Raw genomic sequence first — 16,887 nt, 5'->3', positions numbered from 1 at the left:
GCCTAGCTGAAGTGGTTTTTTTGTGCAAGATACTTTCTATTCCCAAAATGATTGTGCCCGAAATGACGGTTATTCGCTTATATGCTCGCTATTCGCCAAAATACCCGATAGCGATACAATATCACCCGCTTCATCTTCTTCAATGATTCGTGTCTCTTGCATGGCAGCATGAACCCAAGCTGCTATATTTGGGTGATTCATCATGGTTTGACAGTACTGCTTGGTAAGGGGCTGCAAGACAATGTTAGACGCATCAGCATAGGTTTGTAGTCGCAGCACTACCGGGGCAAAGAAAACATCAGCTGCTGTAAAATGCCCGAACAAATAGCTGTCCTCTGAACGTCCCTGTAGACAATCTGCAAAAATACGCTCAATACGAGCAATATCGGCTAGGCAAGCAGCACTCGGTTGTATCTTAGCAGTTGCTCGGATATTCATCGGCATCTCATTACGTATACCTGATAACCCTGAATGCATCTCAGCAATGATACTCTGGCAATAAGCACTGTTTATTCTATTTTGAGTATCATATTGTGTGTCAGCGCTAGATTTATTGACACCCGTCCAAATATTAATATCCGTAAAATACTCATTAACCTGTATCGCAATGGCCAGCGTATCCCAGACAGTTACTTGTTTGTCCCCCTCACCATAGACCAATATAGGAACTTTTCCCGTTGGTGAGTGCGCCTCCAATACTGGACGTGCTGATGAATCAAACAGCTCGATCAGCTGCTCCTCAAAATCGATGTTAAATGCCTTTAAGAGTAGCCAGGCCCGTAGTGACCAAGACGAGTAGTTTTTATTGCCGATGATCAGTAGTGGTTTTTGCATCATATCGTCCTATTAGGTCATAGTAGAGAGTGTCATTATGTGCTCAATATCAAGGGTTGACCAGTCTATAATCTGAGTAATATTCATATCATTACTTAGATTATTTAAGTTATACGATGATAAAAAATGCCCATCCAATACTAAGGTGAGCGCTCTGTGTTTTCTATGTACGTTATCATCAGTTTTTATTTTTGATCAAAGCAATGATAGGAAGTGCAACCACATACATCAGCACACCATATAAGGCAGCGGGCAGTGCAATCACTGGCAGAGTACTTACACCCATAATAATAGGCGCTAAAGTAATGGCGGTTGTACTGTTCTGAATACTGGTCTCTATCGAGATGGTTTTTGTATCAAACCAGCTGAGCTTTAGGATTCTAGAGATTAGGATACTAATAGCAAATAAAATAGCAATCATAAAGACCAGCTCTAGCCCAATTTGGGTGAACTGTGACTGTAGTAATTGCCAGTTAGAGGCAATAGCAGCAAAGACAATCAATACAAAAAATACACTAGCTAAACCATTAAGAAGGCTGCTGCGACGTACCATAAAATCAGTAAATTTATAGCGAGCGAGCATACCAAGCGTCACCGGTAACGTAGTCAATAAGAACATGACTAGACCAATCTTGATGGCGCTAATAGAGTTCGCTTGATCTTGCATAAAATGATCGAAAGCCAACGTGATTAAAATAGGGAGCGTAATCACAGACAATATGCTGACCACTCCTGTCAATGCGATAGAGAGTGCGACATTACCTTTGGCATAATAGGTCAGCATATTGCTGGTGACGCCGCCTGGACAAAAACTAATAAGCATAATTCCAAAAGCAATGGCGGGCGGCGGCGTCATCACTAATACGACTGCTAATGCAACCAAAGGTACCAGCACAACTTGATTGATCAAGCCGACAAAGAACGCTTTTGGATATTTAGCAATGACTTTAAAATCACTAAGTTTTAACCCTGCTCCTAGGGTAAACATAATATAGGCAAGTGCTAGTGGGAGTAATGCTAGCGCAGTATTATTCATTAAACATTCCTTGTAAAACTAAAGTGCCATATAAAGATGGCTCGTTGAGAATCAATAGTAGCGGGAGGGCACGGTCCCCCTATGCAGCTACTCACATTCCATGTTTTTAAACAACTGATTGTCCAGATATTGAGTGACATAGATATTTAAGTATAAAAGAGCTGATTCTAATGCTAATGACATACTTAGTTGTCTTAATCACTCAAAGAGATTAAGTGCTCTGAATGATAATAGCTCTATTACACTTACTTAGTAACCCACTTGTTGTGACTATGATGGTTCTTAAATAGTATTAAGAGCCTTTTGCGCTGTCTGCGTGTAATGCGTTTTTAAGCATAATAAAAAGCCCACAAGGTTTTGTGGGCTAAATATTTTAATCACCTAAGATTCTTATGGCTCTAGTCATCTAACAAATCCATACGTTTCGCGGCTTCATAGATACCCGTTGAGCGATTGCCAGTACGGCAAAAGATGAGCATTGGCTGCTCAGCTTGGTTAAAGAAATCAGCGAATTCTTCGACGTGGTTTTGATTGAGCTCGCTACCAGCGAATGATACTTCTTTATACGCGAGCCCCGCTTCTTTAGCCGCGGCTTCAATCTCTGCACTGGTAGGCTGACCCGGCTCTTCACCATCTGGACGATTATTGATAATGGTTTTAAAACCGTTCTCGGCAATCATAGGCACTTGGTCAGGGGTGATCTGTCCGGCAAAGCTAACTTCATGGCTCATAGGAGCTCCTTTTTTATGGGTTTGGTTGGTATTATAAGTAGATTAATCGGTTGGGCAATAGAGTTGGTTATAGTAGACCTTGCATCAATGCGCTTTGGTACAGTAGTTTGGCACGCGCCCCAGTGCCACAAAACATCAATATAGGCTTCGGCATTGCGTGATAAAAGTCAGCAAACTGTTCTACGGTCAGCATACTTAGGCGCTCATCATCAAAGGGGAGATGATGATAAGTTAGGTTTGCTTCCTTGGTCGCAGTTGCCAAATCACAGCTATCAGGTTGTGTCTCAATCTCAGCATCTGGACGTATATTGAGCACTGAGCGGTAGCCAAGCTCAGCAATTTTGATACATTGGCTTGGATATATCTGCTTGTAAATCGTTAAGTCGTCGGTCATAAGTCGCGTCAATTATTGTTGTGAATAGTTATAGTATTAAAGGATGATTCATGGCAATCAAAAGACAAGTCAGTCTCGTTGAGACTAAAGCTGTGAGCCAGTAGCTGTCTGTGTATGGTTAGCTGTGTACTGCAAGCTCTGTATAGTCGGTATAGCATAACACAGGCTCTATCGTAGCGATATTGTGCGATGGATGCTATGGTCACTTATGCTCTAAAGGACACGCACATAATATTATTATTAGATGTTTTTCAAAGCATCGACGGCATCTAAGGTACTCAGATAGACCTGCCCTGATAATTCACTAATCAGCGGCGTTTGGCCAATAACATCCATGACAGGCCCTTTGATAAAGCTAAAATGTAAGCGCTTATTTTGTAGTGCAAGCTCTTGGTTTAGAGTACTGAGCATTTCTTGCGCGGTCAGGTCGATATGGTTGACCGCCGCCATAATCAACACCACCTCGTGTGCTGCTGGATACTGCTGCATAGCATTCAGAATACGACGATGTACGGACTCGCTATTACCAAAGAACAGACTCTCATCGATACGTAGCATCAGTAAATTATCAAAAGTCACCACATCATGACGATTGATATTACGAAAGTGTCCGCTACCACCTAACTGTCCAACGATAGCCACATGCGGCTTACTTGATTGCCATATAAGGCTCGCAAACGACACCATCAGCCCAATGACCAGACCTGTATTGAGTCCAAATATCAGCACACCAATGAACGCTGCCAAAAAACTAGCCCCATCTAAGCGATCACGTTGCCAAGCAGACTTTAGAGTTGTGATATCTATCAGCCCAATGATGGATGCCATAATAGTGGCACCCAGTAGCGCGTAAGGCAGAGGAGCAAGCGCATTGCTAAAGGCTATCAAGGCAGCAATCATCACTAGTACCGTCACTAGGCTGGCAAGCGGCGTTTTCGCTCCTGAGTCTGCGTTGATAGCCGTACGTGAGAAACCGCCTGCAATAGCAAAGCTCTGAAACAGTCCGCCAGATAGATTGGCCAGACCAAGGCCAGTCAGCTCACGATTGGCGTCAAACCGCTCTCCGCGTAAACGTGCATAGGTACTAGCCACTGAGCTACTAGACACAAATACGATCAGTGCCATCAAGCCTGCTGTTGGCAAGAGCTTGAGCGCTTCTTGTAAGTCTGTCACATGGGGCAGCGTAAAGCTCGGTAATCCTTGCGGAATACGACCAATAGTGGCAACACCCAGTGAGCTCCAATGCATTACGATGCTCAGAACGATGGCAAAGCCAAGTAAGACGAGTGGAAATAGACGCTCTGCCCACTTGGCATATGATGTCGATAGCCACGTTCGCCATACCCACTCACTGGCGTAGCGATTAGCAACCAATAGCGCAAAAGCAACAACACCAATAACCAAAGTCAAAGGATGTAATTGACTGGCATAGCGCTGCATGGTAGATAAATAACCAACCAAGCTGTTACCAGTGATAGGAATTGCCATCAGGTACTTGAGTTGGCTGACAAAGATCAGTACTGCAGCTCCGCTTACAAACCCTGCTGAAACGCCGCGACTAATAAACTGCATGATCCAGCCAAGCTTCAGCCGTCCAGCAATCCATAGTAGTGCGCCTACCATCAATGCCAGCAGACTTGCCATCAGTGCGTACTGCTCTGAGCCTTGCTCAGCGTAAGGTAGCAGACCGCTCGCCGTCATAATAGCGGTAATAGCGACAGGTCCGACAGCCTGTACGTTGCTAGAGCCAAGCCACGCGTAGACGACTACAGGTACGATCGCTGCATACAGACCATACACAGGCGGCAGCCCTGCAAGTACCGCGTAGCCTAAGCTCTGCGGTATCACCAATACGCCTACCACGAGTCCTGCGACAAGGTCAGTCGGCAATGCAGTTAGCTGGTATTGGCGCAACCAAATAGGAATAAGACGGCCAGCGATAGAAGACATATCAATACATCACCAAAATAAAAAGCATCATAAGACAGCTAGGCGAGTACGGCATTATTCCGCTTTGGCACAAAATCTTTGATAAAGCAGCTCTAATACAGCCAAGGCGTCATCACTTGCGATGCTATAGTAAATTTGCTTGCCCTCGCGCCGTGTCGCTACCAGCTGGTCTTTACGCAAGATACCCAGTTGCTGCGACAAGCTTGGCTGTCCAACACCGACCAAACCTTCAAGCTCACCGACACAGTACTCGCCTTGGGTCAACTGACAAAGTAGTAACAGTCGATCAGGGTGTGAGAGTGATTTTAACAACTGACTTGCTTGCATCGATGCTTGTTGCATTTGTTTGGCAAGATCAATAGAGGCAAAATCTGCGTTATCAGATGACATATCATCATTAGCGCTATGAGCGGACATATCCGCTGCTGCAGGTGAAGTAGCCAGAGTGAGCTCCTTATATAATAGGGTAGTGACTACCGTATTATTTTCAATAATATATGATTGATTATCAATGATATCACGCTGCATATCAAGATATCATTATTTACATTATATAAATTGATAAAGTGTATGGCAGTTGTTATATTGGTGATAACAGATAAGTCGTAAATACAAACAAGCATTATATACGACTCAATATCATACTTAAGGGTTAATTAAAGATAATAAACGCCCTATAACGAAAACACTCAACAGATAAGCAAAGAGGTAACCATGCAAGTTCATTCTTTCTTAGACAGTGATACAGAAACCTATACTCATGTGTTAGCTGATGTCGAGCAGCAACTGTGCGCCATTGTCGATCCAGTCCTAAACTTTGATGCAAAGTCGGGCAGAACCAATACCAGTAGCGCTGATGACGTCATTGAGTTCGTCCGTGAGCATGGCTGGACACTTAAATATATCATTGAGACCCATGCCCATGCCGATCACCTATCTGCTGCCATTCATATCAAAGAAAGTCTTGGTGGTGAGTTGGTCATCGGTCAGCATATTACCGAAGTACAAAAAATATTTAAGCAAATATTTAATTTTGACAGCAGTTTCCGTACTGATGCTGGTCAGTTTGATATTTTGACAGATGACGGTCAGACGTTAGCGCTGGGGAGTATTACTATTACTGCGCTGTATGTACCCGGGCATACCCGCGCCGATATGGCGTACATGGCCGCTGATAAAGAAAAAACAGTGGTTTTTGTTGGAGATACTTTGTTCGCGCCTGATGTGGGTACTGCCCGTTGTGACTTTCCAGGCGGTGATGCCAAAACGCTTTATCACTCTATCCAAAAGCTATTGGCACTTCCCGAAGATACGGTGATGTATTTGTGTCATGATTATCCAAGCAAGGGGCGTCAGCATTGTCCAACTACCACTGTTGCGGCTCAAAAACTAGAAAATATTCATGTCAAAGACAGTATTAACGAAGCGGAGTTTGTAGATATGCGTGAGCGCCGTGATGCGACTTTGGATATGCCGCGCCTGATCATTCCTGCAGTACAAGTAAATATAGATGCAGGGCATTTTCCAGAGCCTGAAGACAATGGCACGCGTTATCTGAAAGTGCCGATTAATGTGCTTGGTGAATAGGCCAGACAGGGTTATGAGTAACCGTTAGCAACAAGACGTATCCGCTTTTGTCCACGGTATAGTATATTCGGTATAGATGCTTATAAGCGCTAAAGGCGTTGGTAAAGGGAGAGAGTAATGAACCTATATGAGCGCTATATACTACCAAAAATGATAGATGTCGCTTGTAGTACAGGCAATGTGATGAAATCGCGTTCCAAAATTGTTCCGCAAGCGTTTGGCGAGGTGTTGGAGATTGGCATTGGTAGCGGTCTGAATCTACAGTTCTACGATACCAAAAAAGTCTCTGCTATTGTCGGTGTCGATCCAGCGGCTCAAATGCAGTCACTTGCCCATGAGCGAGCGGCTAACATTGATATTCCAGTTGAGGTAATAGCCGTCGATGTACAAGGTATTCATGCCAAAACTGATCAATTTGATACCATTGTGATGACTTTTACTTTGTGTAGTATCGACGATCCAGTAGCTGCACTTCAAGAAATGGCACGCGTGCTAAAACCTAATGGACGCTTGTTATTCTGTGAGCATGGGCTAGCACCAGACCTGACTGTTGAGCGTTGGCAGCATCGATTAACGCCTTTTTGGAAACCAATAGCAGGCGGTTGTCACTTAGACCGTGATATTCCAGCATTAATCAGAGCAGGTGGGTTTGCTATTGATGAATTGAGCGAAGCGTATTTGCCTGGTCCACGACCCATGAGCTATGTCTATAGCGGCGTGGCACAGCAAATAGCATAGAGAAGGAAAATAGTGAACTGTGCTAAAATTATTTGTCTGCGTAGATTATGCGTTGAGCTTGGGTTATAAATACCAATATCGAACTTATAAAAATTAAAGTGATTGGAATAATTAAAATAGGAATCAGATGATGAGCGAACAAAGTTTCCATTTAGTATGCTCACAGTGTCAAGCAACCAACCGTGTACCTGCCGCACGGCTAAGTGCTACACCAAAATGTGGTAAATGTAGCCAGCTATTATTGACCGCCAGTCCACATGAGCTGAACGCGCAAACGACCAACAAAGTCATTCAAAAAAATGATGTATTAACCATCGTAGATTTTTGGGCGAGCTGGTGCCAGCCATGTATTATGATGGCACCAGAATTCAAAGCGGCTGCTGGTCAATTGCCGCAAGTGGTCTTTGCCAAAGTGCAAACGGATAAATACGAGCAAGCTGCTGCTCCTTATAATATTCGCAGCCTGCCAACGATGGTGGCCTTTAGGCACGGCAAGGAGATTGCGCGTCAATCAGGCGCACTGCCAAGCCATCAAATAGTGCAGTGGGTGCAAAGCTTGCAGGCGTAGCGTTTAGTAAAGCAGTATGCGTCAAATTAGGACAGTGTTCATCAAAGCGATAACAAGAAAAAAGCCAATACGCGATCAGCATATTGGCTTTTTTCTTGTGTCACGTACTATCTCAATCATGTAGACAGCTTTTGCTTACTCTTATTCACCATAAATTTTGATGCCATTGGCAAAACTACAGCGCTGAATACGGGCAGATTGGACAATCGCATCACGCTCACCATACAGACGCGAGAGTTTTGCATCGCGTGCTTTGGTGTTGTTGCTTTTGCCAACGCCAAAGCTGATATTGGGAGAGATACCCCAACGCCCTGCAGAAATGCCCACGCCCACGCCTGAGGTTGACAAGGTAGATTGCTCACTGCGAGCAGCTTCAACATAGCGGTTGACGCGCGCGTACTCTTGACTGAGTGCTTGGCAATTGTAATTTTGATAAGTACTTGGCGGGACATATTGCGGTGTGACATTACCAGTAGAAGCACAGCCTGAGAGCGCAAAGATGCCAGCTGCTGCCAGTAGGGTCGCTGTCGTAAACGTTTTCATGAAGGCTCCGTTAGGCTAAGTAATTGTATTTATGTCTATTTAAGATAACAAATACCGCATCATTAAGATATTAAAAAATATCGAATACTCACTAAAAGCGTAGGAATAATTAGAATAAATTTGCTGGTTTGGCAAAGGCAAGTATCACGATGCCAAGATAGGCAACTGCAGCAATAAGAATGCCTGTTTTTCTCTGAACAGGGGTTGCGTTAGCGTTGAAGGCTTTGATGCTAGAGCTAATAGCAGCAACAAGCAAAATAATCTTAGCAAACACCCACTGTACAGGGGCATTAGCACTCATTAACTGCATCAGCATTATGGCACCTGACAAGATGAGCACAGCGTAGATAATATGAGTGGCTATTTTGACCACACGCGGTGCACGCCTGTCAGCGCTCAGTACCAAGTAACTTTGGTATAGAAATAATATAACGGTCAGCGCTGCCATTAACATGTGTAGATGTTTCATCGAATCTTGCTCCCTTCAGCATTATGATATGCGGGCATATTTAAACTGTTTGATTTTTATAAACGTGTATCGTGCTATTTGTTTTGACCCGCACATAATGGACTGTCTGGGCTTTGACCTTGCCACTCTGTTGGCGTATAGGCGTGAATGGCTAGCGCATGTACCTGACCACCTTGTGACGTCAATAGGGAGTTGACTAACCCGTATATTAGTTGGTGACGCCCGACCAATCGTTTACCTTCAAAAGCATCACTGACGATAGTGAGTTTGAAGTGGCTCTCTTTGCCTTCGAAGTAGCCAGCATGAGACATCGACTCATTGATTAGCTCGATATACTGCGGCTCTAGCGCTTGTAGTTCAGTATGAAGTGCATCGGTGGTAGGTGTGGTACTCATAACAATCCTTCAATATGTATTGCCCAAGTCTATTGGCAATTTGCAAATGATATCTACTGGCATTATAGCAGAGACAGCAGTCGGTATAGCGTACGATCAGAAATCATACAATGCCTAGCGCCAAGTAAAAAAGCAAAGCACGGCGCACTGGCTGTACTTTGCTTTTTTGGACTCTATACACGCATTATTTTATGCTTGGTCTCTCAAATTTAGTCTCTTAAACTTGATCTCTTATGCATGCATAAAAGCGATTGTTCGCATATTAACGACGCGATTGTTGGTACAGTGGTGTGACCTTTGGCATCAACGACTGTAGCTCAGAGATACGGCTGCTGCTCGTTGGGTGAGTGCTCAAAAACTGAGGTGGCTCGCCTTGGCTGGCACGTTGCATTTTTTGCCATAGCGTAATAGCCGCTTGCGGGTTATAGCCTGCGCGTGCCATTAGCTCAAGTCCGATTTGGTCGGCTTCGCTTTCTTGAGTACGACTGTGCGGACGGCTCAACCCTAGATCACCAGCTACGCTTGCGATCTGAGCTTGACCTTGCGATAGACCGAAGATACTAGCAGCCACACCGATACCTGTCTGAGTGGCATACTCGCGTGAGATACGTTCACGTGAGTGCTCGCGCAATGCATGAGAGATTTCGTGACCCATAATAGCGGCAATCTCGTCATCGGTCAGATTTAGGCGATCGATAATACCTGAATAAAACATAACCTTACCGCCTGGCATCACAAAGGCGTTTAGCTGATCAGATTTGATTGTGTGGACTTCCCACTGCCATTTTGCAGCATCTGTACGATAAACACCTACTTGACCAACCAAACGATTCGCGATGTTCTTTAGACGGTTGAGCTGAGCGGTATTGGTATCTAACACGCCTTTTGCTCTTGCTTCTTGTAATGTCTGCGCGTAGCTCTGTGCTGATAACTGTAGTACCTGCTCGCTGGAGACCAATAATAACTGCTGGCGATCAACCCCAACGGCACCCGTATTCGTGGTACTGGTACAACCGGTCAATGTCAGTGCCGACAACGAAGCTGCCATCACTGTGGTAGTTAATAACTTCTTCATAAAAATATCCTCTCGATAAGCGGTAAAATTAAAATCATACAAAATAAATAACAGTAAAATAGATGGTAACGTTATTTGTTATTGCTCTTTTATTAACGTTTGTTCATCTATATAGATAGTGAAAGTCTACCTGAACTCTTATTGTAGATAAGTATAATAATGTTAACTGACTAAAACCAAGGTAGAAAAAGTAACAATAGAGCCTATGATTGTAAATGAGTAAGATATTGCTATAAGTAAGGCTTGGCTTTGCTTCTTTTTCTCTATGAGATCTTTATTAGTACATATAAACGGAAAATAGTAGGTAAGTAGCAGGTTGCAATAGTAGAAAGCATCAGATCAAAAGAGTGGGACTGTAATATGTGATATTTAATGCGAAATAATTTATATTTTTCTAAAAATAAATTATTTTATTAAATCAATTGTTTGTGTCTATTTACCTAAAATACAGGGAGCTTAGTTGATAATATTAGATATAAATTTTAAAAAAGGTGTTGACACCTACAGAATATTTGCTAGAATAGCCAGCCTATCGAGACGAAGTAGTTGTTAACAACACGACGATTCGATAATAAGCGGGAATAGCTCAGTGGTAGAGCATAACCTTGCCAAGGTTGGGGTCGAGAGTTCGAATCTCTTTTCCCGCTCCAAATATGGCTTGAAAAAGCGCGAAAAGCCTCACTTCATAGTGAGGCTTTTTTTTATGCTTAAAATTTGTCTTGAAAAATAAGCTAAGCAGCTAGTAGAGACATAGCAAGTCAAAATGGAATTTCTACAGAGCAAAAGAGAGTAGCCATCATGATCGCGACAGATCAGGCGTATAAACCCAGACATCTACGCAGTTTAAACCTGTAGGCAACATAAGGGCACCTCATGCCACCAAAACCGCTCACCGAGATTAGTGCCAAGCTCGCCTTTATTATATCCGCCATCGTCATCGCTATTATGGGCATCACCATGATTGGCTTTGGCTGGGTACCGCACCTGTCTCTTATCCTTGCCATCTGTGTATTGCTGGCGATTGGTATGACCAAAGGTCTCAGCTTTGACGACATGCAAGCGCAAATGGCCTCAGGGGTCATGCGCGGTATCGGTGCCATCTACCTATTCTTCTTTATCGGTCTTATGGTGGCGGCTCTCATGATGTCAGGGGCGATTCCTACTTTGATGTATGTAGGTTTTCAGCTTATCTCACCTGAGTACTACTATATCTCTGCCTTTGTCTTGACCTCTATTATTGGTATTGCATTGGGTAGTAGTTTAACGACTGCTGCGACTTTGGGTGTGGCCTTTATTGGCATGAGTAATGCTTTTGATGCCAATGTGGCGATAGCAGCAGGGGCAGTGGTATCAGGCGCGTTCTTCGGTGATAAGATGTCGCCCTTGTCTGATACCTGTACCATTGCGTCCTCAGTAGTCGGTATCGATCTGTTTGAGCACATTCGCAATATGATGTACACCACTGTGCCTGCGTGGCTATTGACAGTAATTCTGTTCTGGATGTTCTCAGGCCAGACGACCAGCGCTGATCTGAGTCAAGTGACCATACTACAAGGACAGCTGATAGACAGTGGTTTGGTACATGGGTATTCGGTACTGCCTTTTGTAATACTAGTTGGATTGGCACTGTTTCGGGTTAATGCGATCTATACGATTATCTGTACGATTGCTGTAGCTCTGATTATTACTTATATCCATAGTTCACCAAGCTTTGGTCAGTTGGGTGGGTATCTGTTTGCAGGCTATGCTCCCGCTGAGTCCTTAGAGCTGGGTGAAGGCGGTGGTATGCTGTCGCGTGGCGGTGTACAGAGTATGTTCTTTACCCAGGCGATTGTGATATTGGCATTGAGTTTGGGTGGGTTGTTGACGGCACTAGGGATTCTGCCAGCACTGCTATCTGGCATCAAAGACACGCTGACGACGTCAGGACGAGCGATATTTGCAGCGGCGATGTCGGCGCTCAGTATCAATGTGCTGATTGGTGAGCAGTATTTAAGTATTCTATTATCAGGTACAGCGTTTCGGTCGACATTTGAGCGTCTGCAACTGCACCCGAAGAATTTGTCGCGGACGATTGAGGATGCAGGAACGGTAATCAATCCACTGGTACCTTGGAGTGTGTGCGGGGTGTTCATTAGTCAGGCGTTAGGGGTGCCAGTACTGGAATACTTGCCGTATGCGTTCTTCTGTTATTTGTCATTGCTACTGACGCTGTTGTTTGGGTTTACGGGACTGACGATTAGTCGGGTGAAAGAGGGGAGGGTTGCCAAAGCGTAACCCTCATAGCTCTATTTAGTAGTGCTATTAATACTCATCCCAATAGGGATGATCGCCGAATCGCTCTGCAATAAAGTCAATCAAATAACGACAACGCTGCGATAAGAATCGGTTTTTTGGATAAACGGCATATGCTTTTAGTACAGGCAACTGGTACTGCTGGAAGACAGGTACGAGTTCACCTCGTGCCAGTTCATTGTAGGCAATAAACGTGGGCACAAAGGTAATGCCGTGTCCCTTTACCGCCAAATCAACTAAAAACTCTCCATTGGTGGCTTTTATTTTGGCATCGATAGTACGGTGATGTCTTTTGCCCTCAGCGTCCACCAGCTCTATACTGCTCGTTTGACCAAGACTATATTGCAACAGCTCATGATTGTCTAAATCATCTAGGGTTTCGGGTACACCCATCCTTGCCAGATAGTCAGGACTGGCACAAATAACACAGCGTATCAATGCCAACTGTTTTGCCTGATAGCTAGAGTCGCGCAGATCGCCAATGCGAATTGCCAACTCGTAGCCTTCTTCAATTAAGTCGATACGCCGGTCAGAAAAATCCAGATCGAATCTCAGGTTGGGGTGCTGATTGGCATACTCATCAATCACATCATTCAGATGCCTGACTCCAAACGATAATGGTGCTGTCATTTTGAGCGTGCCTTCGACACGCATAGGTGCATCGCTGGTACGCTCATTGACCGCATCGACTGCGCGCAAGATATGATTTACCTGCTGATAATACTGTTCACCTGCTTGAGTCAATTTAGAGTGGCGAGTGGTACGGCTGATCAATTGACTGCCTAGACGTGCTTCTAATTCTTTGAGACGACGGCTCACGGCTGACTTTGCGATATTTAACTGCTCAGCCGCTTTGGTAATGCTACCTGCTTCGACAATGCGTACAAACATCGCCATATCTTCTAGTTGTCCCATTATCGGTACCTTATGATTGTTCTAAAAAAAAGAATAGTCAATTGCATTTATCCTTGTTTATCTCTTTGTAGTCAACAATTATAATAAGTCTATTGTTCAATGACGTTAATTAATAATAAATACATAGCTGATAAACGTGTTGATAGCTAAGGATAAATTATGAAAACGATCTATCATGCAGCAGACTCACGTGGTGACGCCAATCATGGCTGGCTCAAAAGCCGTCATAGCTTTAGCTTTGCTAACTATCATAACCGGGAGCGTATGGGGTTTGGTGCTTTACGTGTCCTCAATGATGACTTTGTCATTGGTGGTCATGGGTTTGGTAGGCATTCGCACCGTGATATGGAGATCATCAGCATTCCTTTATCTGGCAAGCTTGCACATAAAGACAGTATCGGCAATGAAGGCATGATCGAGACTGGTGAGATCCAAGTCATGTCAGCAGGTACGGGCATTACTCATAGTGAAATGAATGGTAATAATGAAGAAGCCATGGCGTTTCTACAAATTTGGGTAATCCCAAATAAGATGAGTGTGGCTCCTCGATATCAGCAAATACCTATGGGCGATATCATGCAGCCCAATGCGTTCAGTCAAGTGCTGTCGCCTAATGCTGAGGATGCAGGCGTTTGGATTCATCAAGATGCTTGGTTTAGCATGGGGGAATTTGATAAAGGGGTGATGAGCAGTTATCAACTAAAAAACCCTAGCAACGGTGTCTATGTTTTTGTTATCAGTGGTCAAGTCGTGATAGATAATAATGTTCTGGCCAGTCGAGATGGTTTGGGTATTTGGGATACTGAGAGTTTTACGATGGATGTGCCAGCAGCTGCAACAGTATTGGTGATAGAAGTACCGCTTTTTTTATAAGAAGTACTGCTTTTTTATAGAGAAACTATAGCGATCAACAACTCATTATTAATAACCGTATTGATGTTATAGATACCAAGAGGTGGGTCATGACTATTAGTACTTTAGAGCCACGATTGACAGATGTTGGCGGCGTTCCTATCGCTCGATTGCTACCGAACAAAGGCAAACAACCCATCGGTGCTTGGTGCTTTTTGGATCATGCAGGTCCGGTCGAATTCGCGTCAGATGATTCAGGGGTGCAAGTTGGACGTCACCCGCACACCAATCTACAGACCTTTAGTTGGATGATAGAGGGTGAGATATTACACAAAGATAGCTTAGGTAGTGAGCAAGTCATCACCAAACACCAAGTTAATGTCATGACGGCAGGTACTGGACTGAATCAAGGCATCAGTCACACAGAGCAAAGCGTCTTTTTACGTGATGATGTAGGCGATACTGACTCAAGCACAGCTATACGCAATATGAACATGGTACAGCTGTGGATAGCCCTACCTACTGACCAACAGATTGAATGCAGTTTCAATCATTATCCAGAGTTGCCAACATGGACTGAAAACAATGTTGAGCTGATTCTGACCACAGGTAACTATACAGCTGCCTCAGGCGAGCACTATCAAGCGCCAACATTGCAGTACTCTAAGATGGTCGGTATCGATGCGCACTTCCTAGAAGATGGGGATGTGACACTGGATTTAGAAGCCAGCTTCGAGTACGGTGTTTTGGTTATTATTGGTGAGCTGGAGTCCGAAGGTAAGGTCTATCAAAAAAACCAGCTGTTACGTTTTCATCGTACAGATGTCGCCAATAGTACCAGCATAAGATTGGTAGCAAAAAAAGGCACACGTCTGATGTTTATTGGCGGTGAGCCTTTGAATAACAAGGTACTGCTGTGGTGGAATTTTGTCGCTGACAATAAAGAAGCGCTCAAGCAATCGATTAGCGATTGGAACAATGGTCATGAACGCTTTGGTGAGATCGATTCTGATATGAACCGTCTTGTGGCGCCAGAATTGCCTGAAGGGTTCAAAGGATAACGTCACGAATGATAGTTTCCATCCAACGAACACTCATAATTTTTTTTGATAAAAACGACATATGGGTTTAATACCATTAAGCCTATAATAAAGAAAAAACGATAACTTATACCAACAACTATTAATATCAACAACGTGGAGCAACACTATGTCAGACCTAAAAACATTACAGCAGTCAGCAGAAAAACGCCGTTCAATCTATGCCCTTAGCGATCAGTTACCAGTATCTAATGATGAAGTTGTAAAAGTAGTGGAGCATGCTATCTTGCATACACCATCATCGTTCAACTCACAGTCAACACGCATTGTGGTGTTATTCGGTGATGACCATCATAAATTGTGGGACATGACTGAAGATGCATTGCGTGTAATCGTCGGTGACGAGGAAGCATTCAAATCTACCAAAGATAAAATTACTGGTTTTAGAGCGGGTGCTGGTACGGTGTTGTTCTTTGAAGATCAAGCTGTCGTCAGAGGCATGCAAGAAGCGGCACCTTTATATGCTGATAATTTTCCGATTTGGTCAACCCAGACCAATGCAATGCACCAGTACGTTATTTGGACGGCGCTTGCAAGTATTGAGGTTGGCGCAAACTTACAGCACTACAATCCAGTGATTGATCAAAAAGTTGCAAGCACTTGGAACATCGATGCAGACTGGGAGCTCAAAGCCCAGTTGGTATTTGGTAAAATCGAGCAGTCAGCAGGCGACAAAGCGTTCAAGCCAGTTGACGAACGTCTAAAAGTTTTTGGTGCTTAAAATATAGGGCGTTATTGTTTTTACTTAAAAAACGTCCTAGATTAAGTACATAAAAAAAAGCGCCACCTGACAATCAGGTGGCGCTTTTTTTATTGATGATAAAGGTCAAAGATAGCGCAGCGATACTGAATATTTGCAAAATTTGGTATTTACGAAATTCATCAGCCAAAATAATAGCTATTTGCGCTGCATTAAACTGTCGGCTACCCATGCTGGACCGATCATCAAGAATTGTAGGTCTTTAAAGAATGAAGGTTTTTTCCCTTCGATTTTATGACCGATGAACTGCCCAATCCAAGCGACGACAAAGACAGCTGCCCATGCTTTAAATCCCCAAGGCATGGCTGCCATGACTGACAGACAGATCAGAATGAACATACCCATCGCTAAAAACAGCGGCGTCGATAAGCGCATATAGAACAGTAGCACTAAGGCGCTGAGCACTAAGGTAAACCAAACAGACAGTGACATGCCCATACCTAACAAACTGACAAAAATCGTTGGTACACATAGCCAATGGATTTTCTTATTGACCAAGTTCTGATGACTGACAGAGTACTCACTAAGCCATTGCTCAAGCGTACGCTTAGACATTTTGGGTTGATGACGTGACATACTAACCTCCCTGTTAGTGATTGAAATAAAGGGCTGATATTTGCCGCTCACTCAAATATCAATATGATG

Annotated in this window: 19 protein-coding genes and 1 tRNA gene; 8 read left to right on the top strand and 12 right to left on the bottom strand. The window is 43.9% G+C overall.

What is annotated here, in order from left to right; translation table 11 throughout:
* Positions 1-69: 69 nt before the first annotated feature.
* The 6 genes from AC5JPT_RS07160 to AC5JPT_RS07135 all read right to left on the bottom strand — a co-directional run bounded on the left by AC5JPT_RS07160 (position 70) and on the right by AC5JPT_RS07135 (position 5,473).
* The gene (locus AC5JPT_RS07160; protein ID WP_493857621.1) at positions 70-837 is read right to left on the bottom strand and encodes a glutathione S-transferase family protein; all 768 of its coding nucleotides are present in this window, start codon (positions 835-837) and stop codon (positions 70-72) included.
* A 175-nt stretch (positions 838-1,012) separates the two neighbouring features.
* Positions 1,013-1,870 (bottom strand): bile acid:sodium symporter family protein, encoded by an 858-nt coding sequence (locus AC5JPT_RS07155; protein WP_493844321.1) that lies wholly within the window; start codon positions 1,868-1,870, stop codon positions 1,013-1,015.
* A gap of 398 nt (positions 1,871-2,268) precedes the next feature.
* On the bottom strand, positions 2,269-2,601 hold the full coding sequence (locus AC5JPT_RS07150) for a protein tyrosine phosphatase family protein (RefSeq protein ID WP_319050884.1): 333 nt from the start codon (positions 2,599-2,601) through the stop codon (positions 2,269-2,271).
* A 67-nt stretch (positions 2,602-2,668) separates the two neighbouring features.
* Positions 2,669-2,995 (bottom strand): protein tyrosine phosphatase family protein, encoded by a 327-nt coding sequence (locus AC5JPT_RS07145; protein WP_319050883.1) that lies wholly within the window; start codon positions 2,993-2,995, stop codon positions 2,669-2,671.
* 240 nt (positions 2,996-3,235) lie between these two features.
* Positions 3,236-4,945: a SulP family inorganic anion transporter gene (locus AC5JPT_RS07140; protein ID WP_493857620.1), complete on the bottom strand. Its 1,710-nt coding sequence runs from the start codon at positions 4,943-4,945 to the stop codon at positions 3,236-3,238.
* 54 nt (positions 4,946-4,999) lie between these two features.
* Positions 5,000-5,473, bottom strand: coding sequence for an ArsR/SmtB family transcription factor (locus AC5JPT_RS07135; protein WP_493857619.1), 474 nt, complete (start codon positions 5,471-5,473; stop codon positions 5,000-5,002).
* A 186-nt stretch (positions 5,474-5,659) separates the two neighbouring features.
* Between AC5JPT_RS07135 and AC5JPT_RS07130 the strand changes: the two genes are divergently transcribed.
* From AC5JPT_RS07130 to trxA, 3 genes are all read left to right on the top strand, one after another.
* The gene (locus AC5JPT_RS07130) at positions 5,660-6,532 is read left to right on the top strand and encodes an MBL fold metallo-hydrolase (RefSeq protein WP_493857618.1); all 873 of its coding nucleotides are present in this window, start codon (positions 5,660-5,662) and stop codon (positions 6,530-6,532) included.
* Positions 6,533-6,649: 117 nt separating this feature from the next.
* Positions 6,650-7,270 (top strand): class I SAM-dependent methyltransferase, encoded by a 621-nt coding sequence (locus AC5JPT_RS07125; protein WP_493857617.1) that lies wholly within the window; start codon positions 6,650-6,652, stop codon positions 7,268-7,270.
* A 130-nt stretch (positions 7,271-7,400) separates the two neighbouring features.
* Positions 7,401-7,838 carry a thioredoxin gene (trxA, locus tag AC5JPT_RS07120; RefSeq protein WP_493858445.1) on the top strand — a complete coding sequence of 146 codons (438 nt, stop codon included), beginning with the start codon at positions 7,401-7,403 and terminating at the stop codon, positions 7,836-7,838.
* A gap of 141 nt (positions 7,839-7,979) precedes the next feature.
* Here the strand turns inward: trxA and AC5JPT_RS07115 are convergent, their stop codons facing one another.
* The 4 genes from AC5JPT_RS07115 to AC5JPT_RS07100 form a co-directional block, all read right to left on the bottom strand.
* Entirely contained in the window at positions 7,980-8,381 is a 402-nt protein-coding gene (locus AC5JPT_RS07115; RefSeq protein WP_443525687.1) for a hypothetical protein, read from the bottom strand.
* A 109-nt stretch (positions 8,382-8,490) separates the two neighbouring features.
* Positions 8,491-8,850 (bottom strand): SirB2 family protein, encoded by a 360-nt coding sequence (locus AC5JPT_RS07110; protein WP_443525688.1) that lies wholly within the window; start codon positions 8,848-8,850, stop codon positions 8,491-8,493.
* Between the two features lie 74 nt (positions 8,851-8,924).
* Positions 8,925-9,245 (bottom strand): BolA family protein, encoded by a 321-nt coding sequence (locus AC5JPT_RS07105; RefSeq protein ID WP_493857616.1) that lies wholly within the window; start codon positions 9,243-9,245, stop codon positions 8,925-8,927.
* Positions 9,246-9,507: 262 nt separating this feature from the next.
* Positions 9,508-10,320: a M48 family metallopeptidase gene (locus AC5JPT_RS07100; RefSeq protein ID WP_319051367.1), complete on the bottom strand. Its 813-nt coding sequence runs from the start codon at positions 10,318-10,320 to the stop codon at positions 9,508-9,510.
* 575 nt (positions 10,321-10,895) lie between these two features.
* Between AC5JPT_RS07100 and AC5JPT_RS07095 the strand changes: the two genes are divergently transcribed.
* Both AC5JPT_RS07095 and AC5JPT_RS07090 read left to right on the top strand, forming a co-directional pair.
* Positions 10,896-10,970: transfer RNA gene (locus AC5JPT_RS07095), tRNA-Gly, on the top strand.
* A 223-nt stretch (positions 10,971-11,193) separates the two neighbouring features.
* Entirely contained in the window at positions 11,194-12,597 is a 1,404-nt protein-coding gene (locus AC5JPT_RS07090; protein WP_493857615.1) for a Na+/H+ antiporter NhaC family protein, read from the top strand.
* A 27-nt stretch (positions 12,598-12,624) separates the two neighbouring features.
* Here AC5JPT_RS07090 and AC5JPT_RS07085 read toward each other — a convergent pair whose 3' ends face one another.
* On the bottom strand, positions 12,625-13,530 hold the full coding sequence (locus tag AC5JPT_RS07085) for a LysR family transcriptional regulator (protein WP_493857614.1): 906 nt from the start codon (positions 13,528-13,530) through the stop codon (positions 12,625-12,627).
* 159 nt (positions 13,531-13,689) lie between these two features.
* Between AC5JPT_RS07085 and AC5JPT_RS07080 the strand changes: the two genes are divergently transcribed.
* The 3 genes from AC5JPT_RS07080 to AC5JPT_RS07070 all read left to right on the top strand — a co-directional run bounded on the left by AC5JPT_RS07080 (position 13,690) and on the right by AC5JPT_RS07070 (position 16,203).
* The gene (locus AC5JPT_RS07080) at positions 13,690-14,403 is read left to right on the top strand and encodes a pirin family protein (protein WP_493857613.1); all 714 of its coding nucleotides are present in this window, start codon (positions 13,690-13,692) and stop codon (positions 14,401-14,403) included.
* A gap of 89 nt (positions 14,404-14,492) precedes the next feature.
* Positions 14,493-15,443, top strand: a complete 951-nt coding sequence (locus AC5JPT_RS07075) for a pirin family protein (RefSeq protein ID WP_493857612.1) — start codon at positions 14,493-14,495, stop codon at positions 15,441-15,443.
* A 148-nt stretch (positions 15,444-15,591) separates the two neighbouring features.
* A complete protein-coding gene (locus tag AC5JPT_RS07070; protein WP_493857611.1) occupies positions 15,592-16,203 on the top strand; it encodes a nitroreductase family protein in 612 nt (203 codons plus the stop codon).
* 177 nt (positions 16,204-16,380) lie between these two features.
* On the opposite strand, the gene AC5JPT_RS07065 is transcribed toward AC5JPT_RS07070, so the two are convergent.
* On the bottom strand, positions 16,381-16,818 hold the full coding sequence (locus AC5JPT_RS07065; protein ID WP_493857610.1) for an Mpo1 family 2-hydroxy fatty acid dioxygenase: 438 nt from the start codon (positions 16,816-16,818) through the stop codon (positions 16,381-16,383).
* Positions 16,819-16,887 lie beyond the last annotated feature (69 nt).

It is taken from the genome of Psychrobacter sp. H26 (genome assembly GCF_059073035.1).
This window is presented reverse-complemented; position numbering and strand designations above follow the sequence as displayed.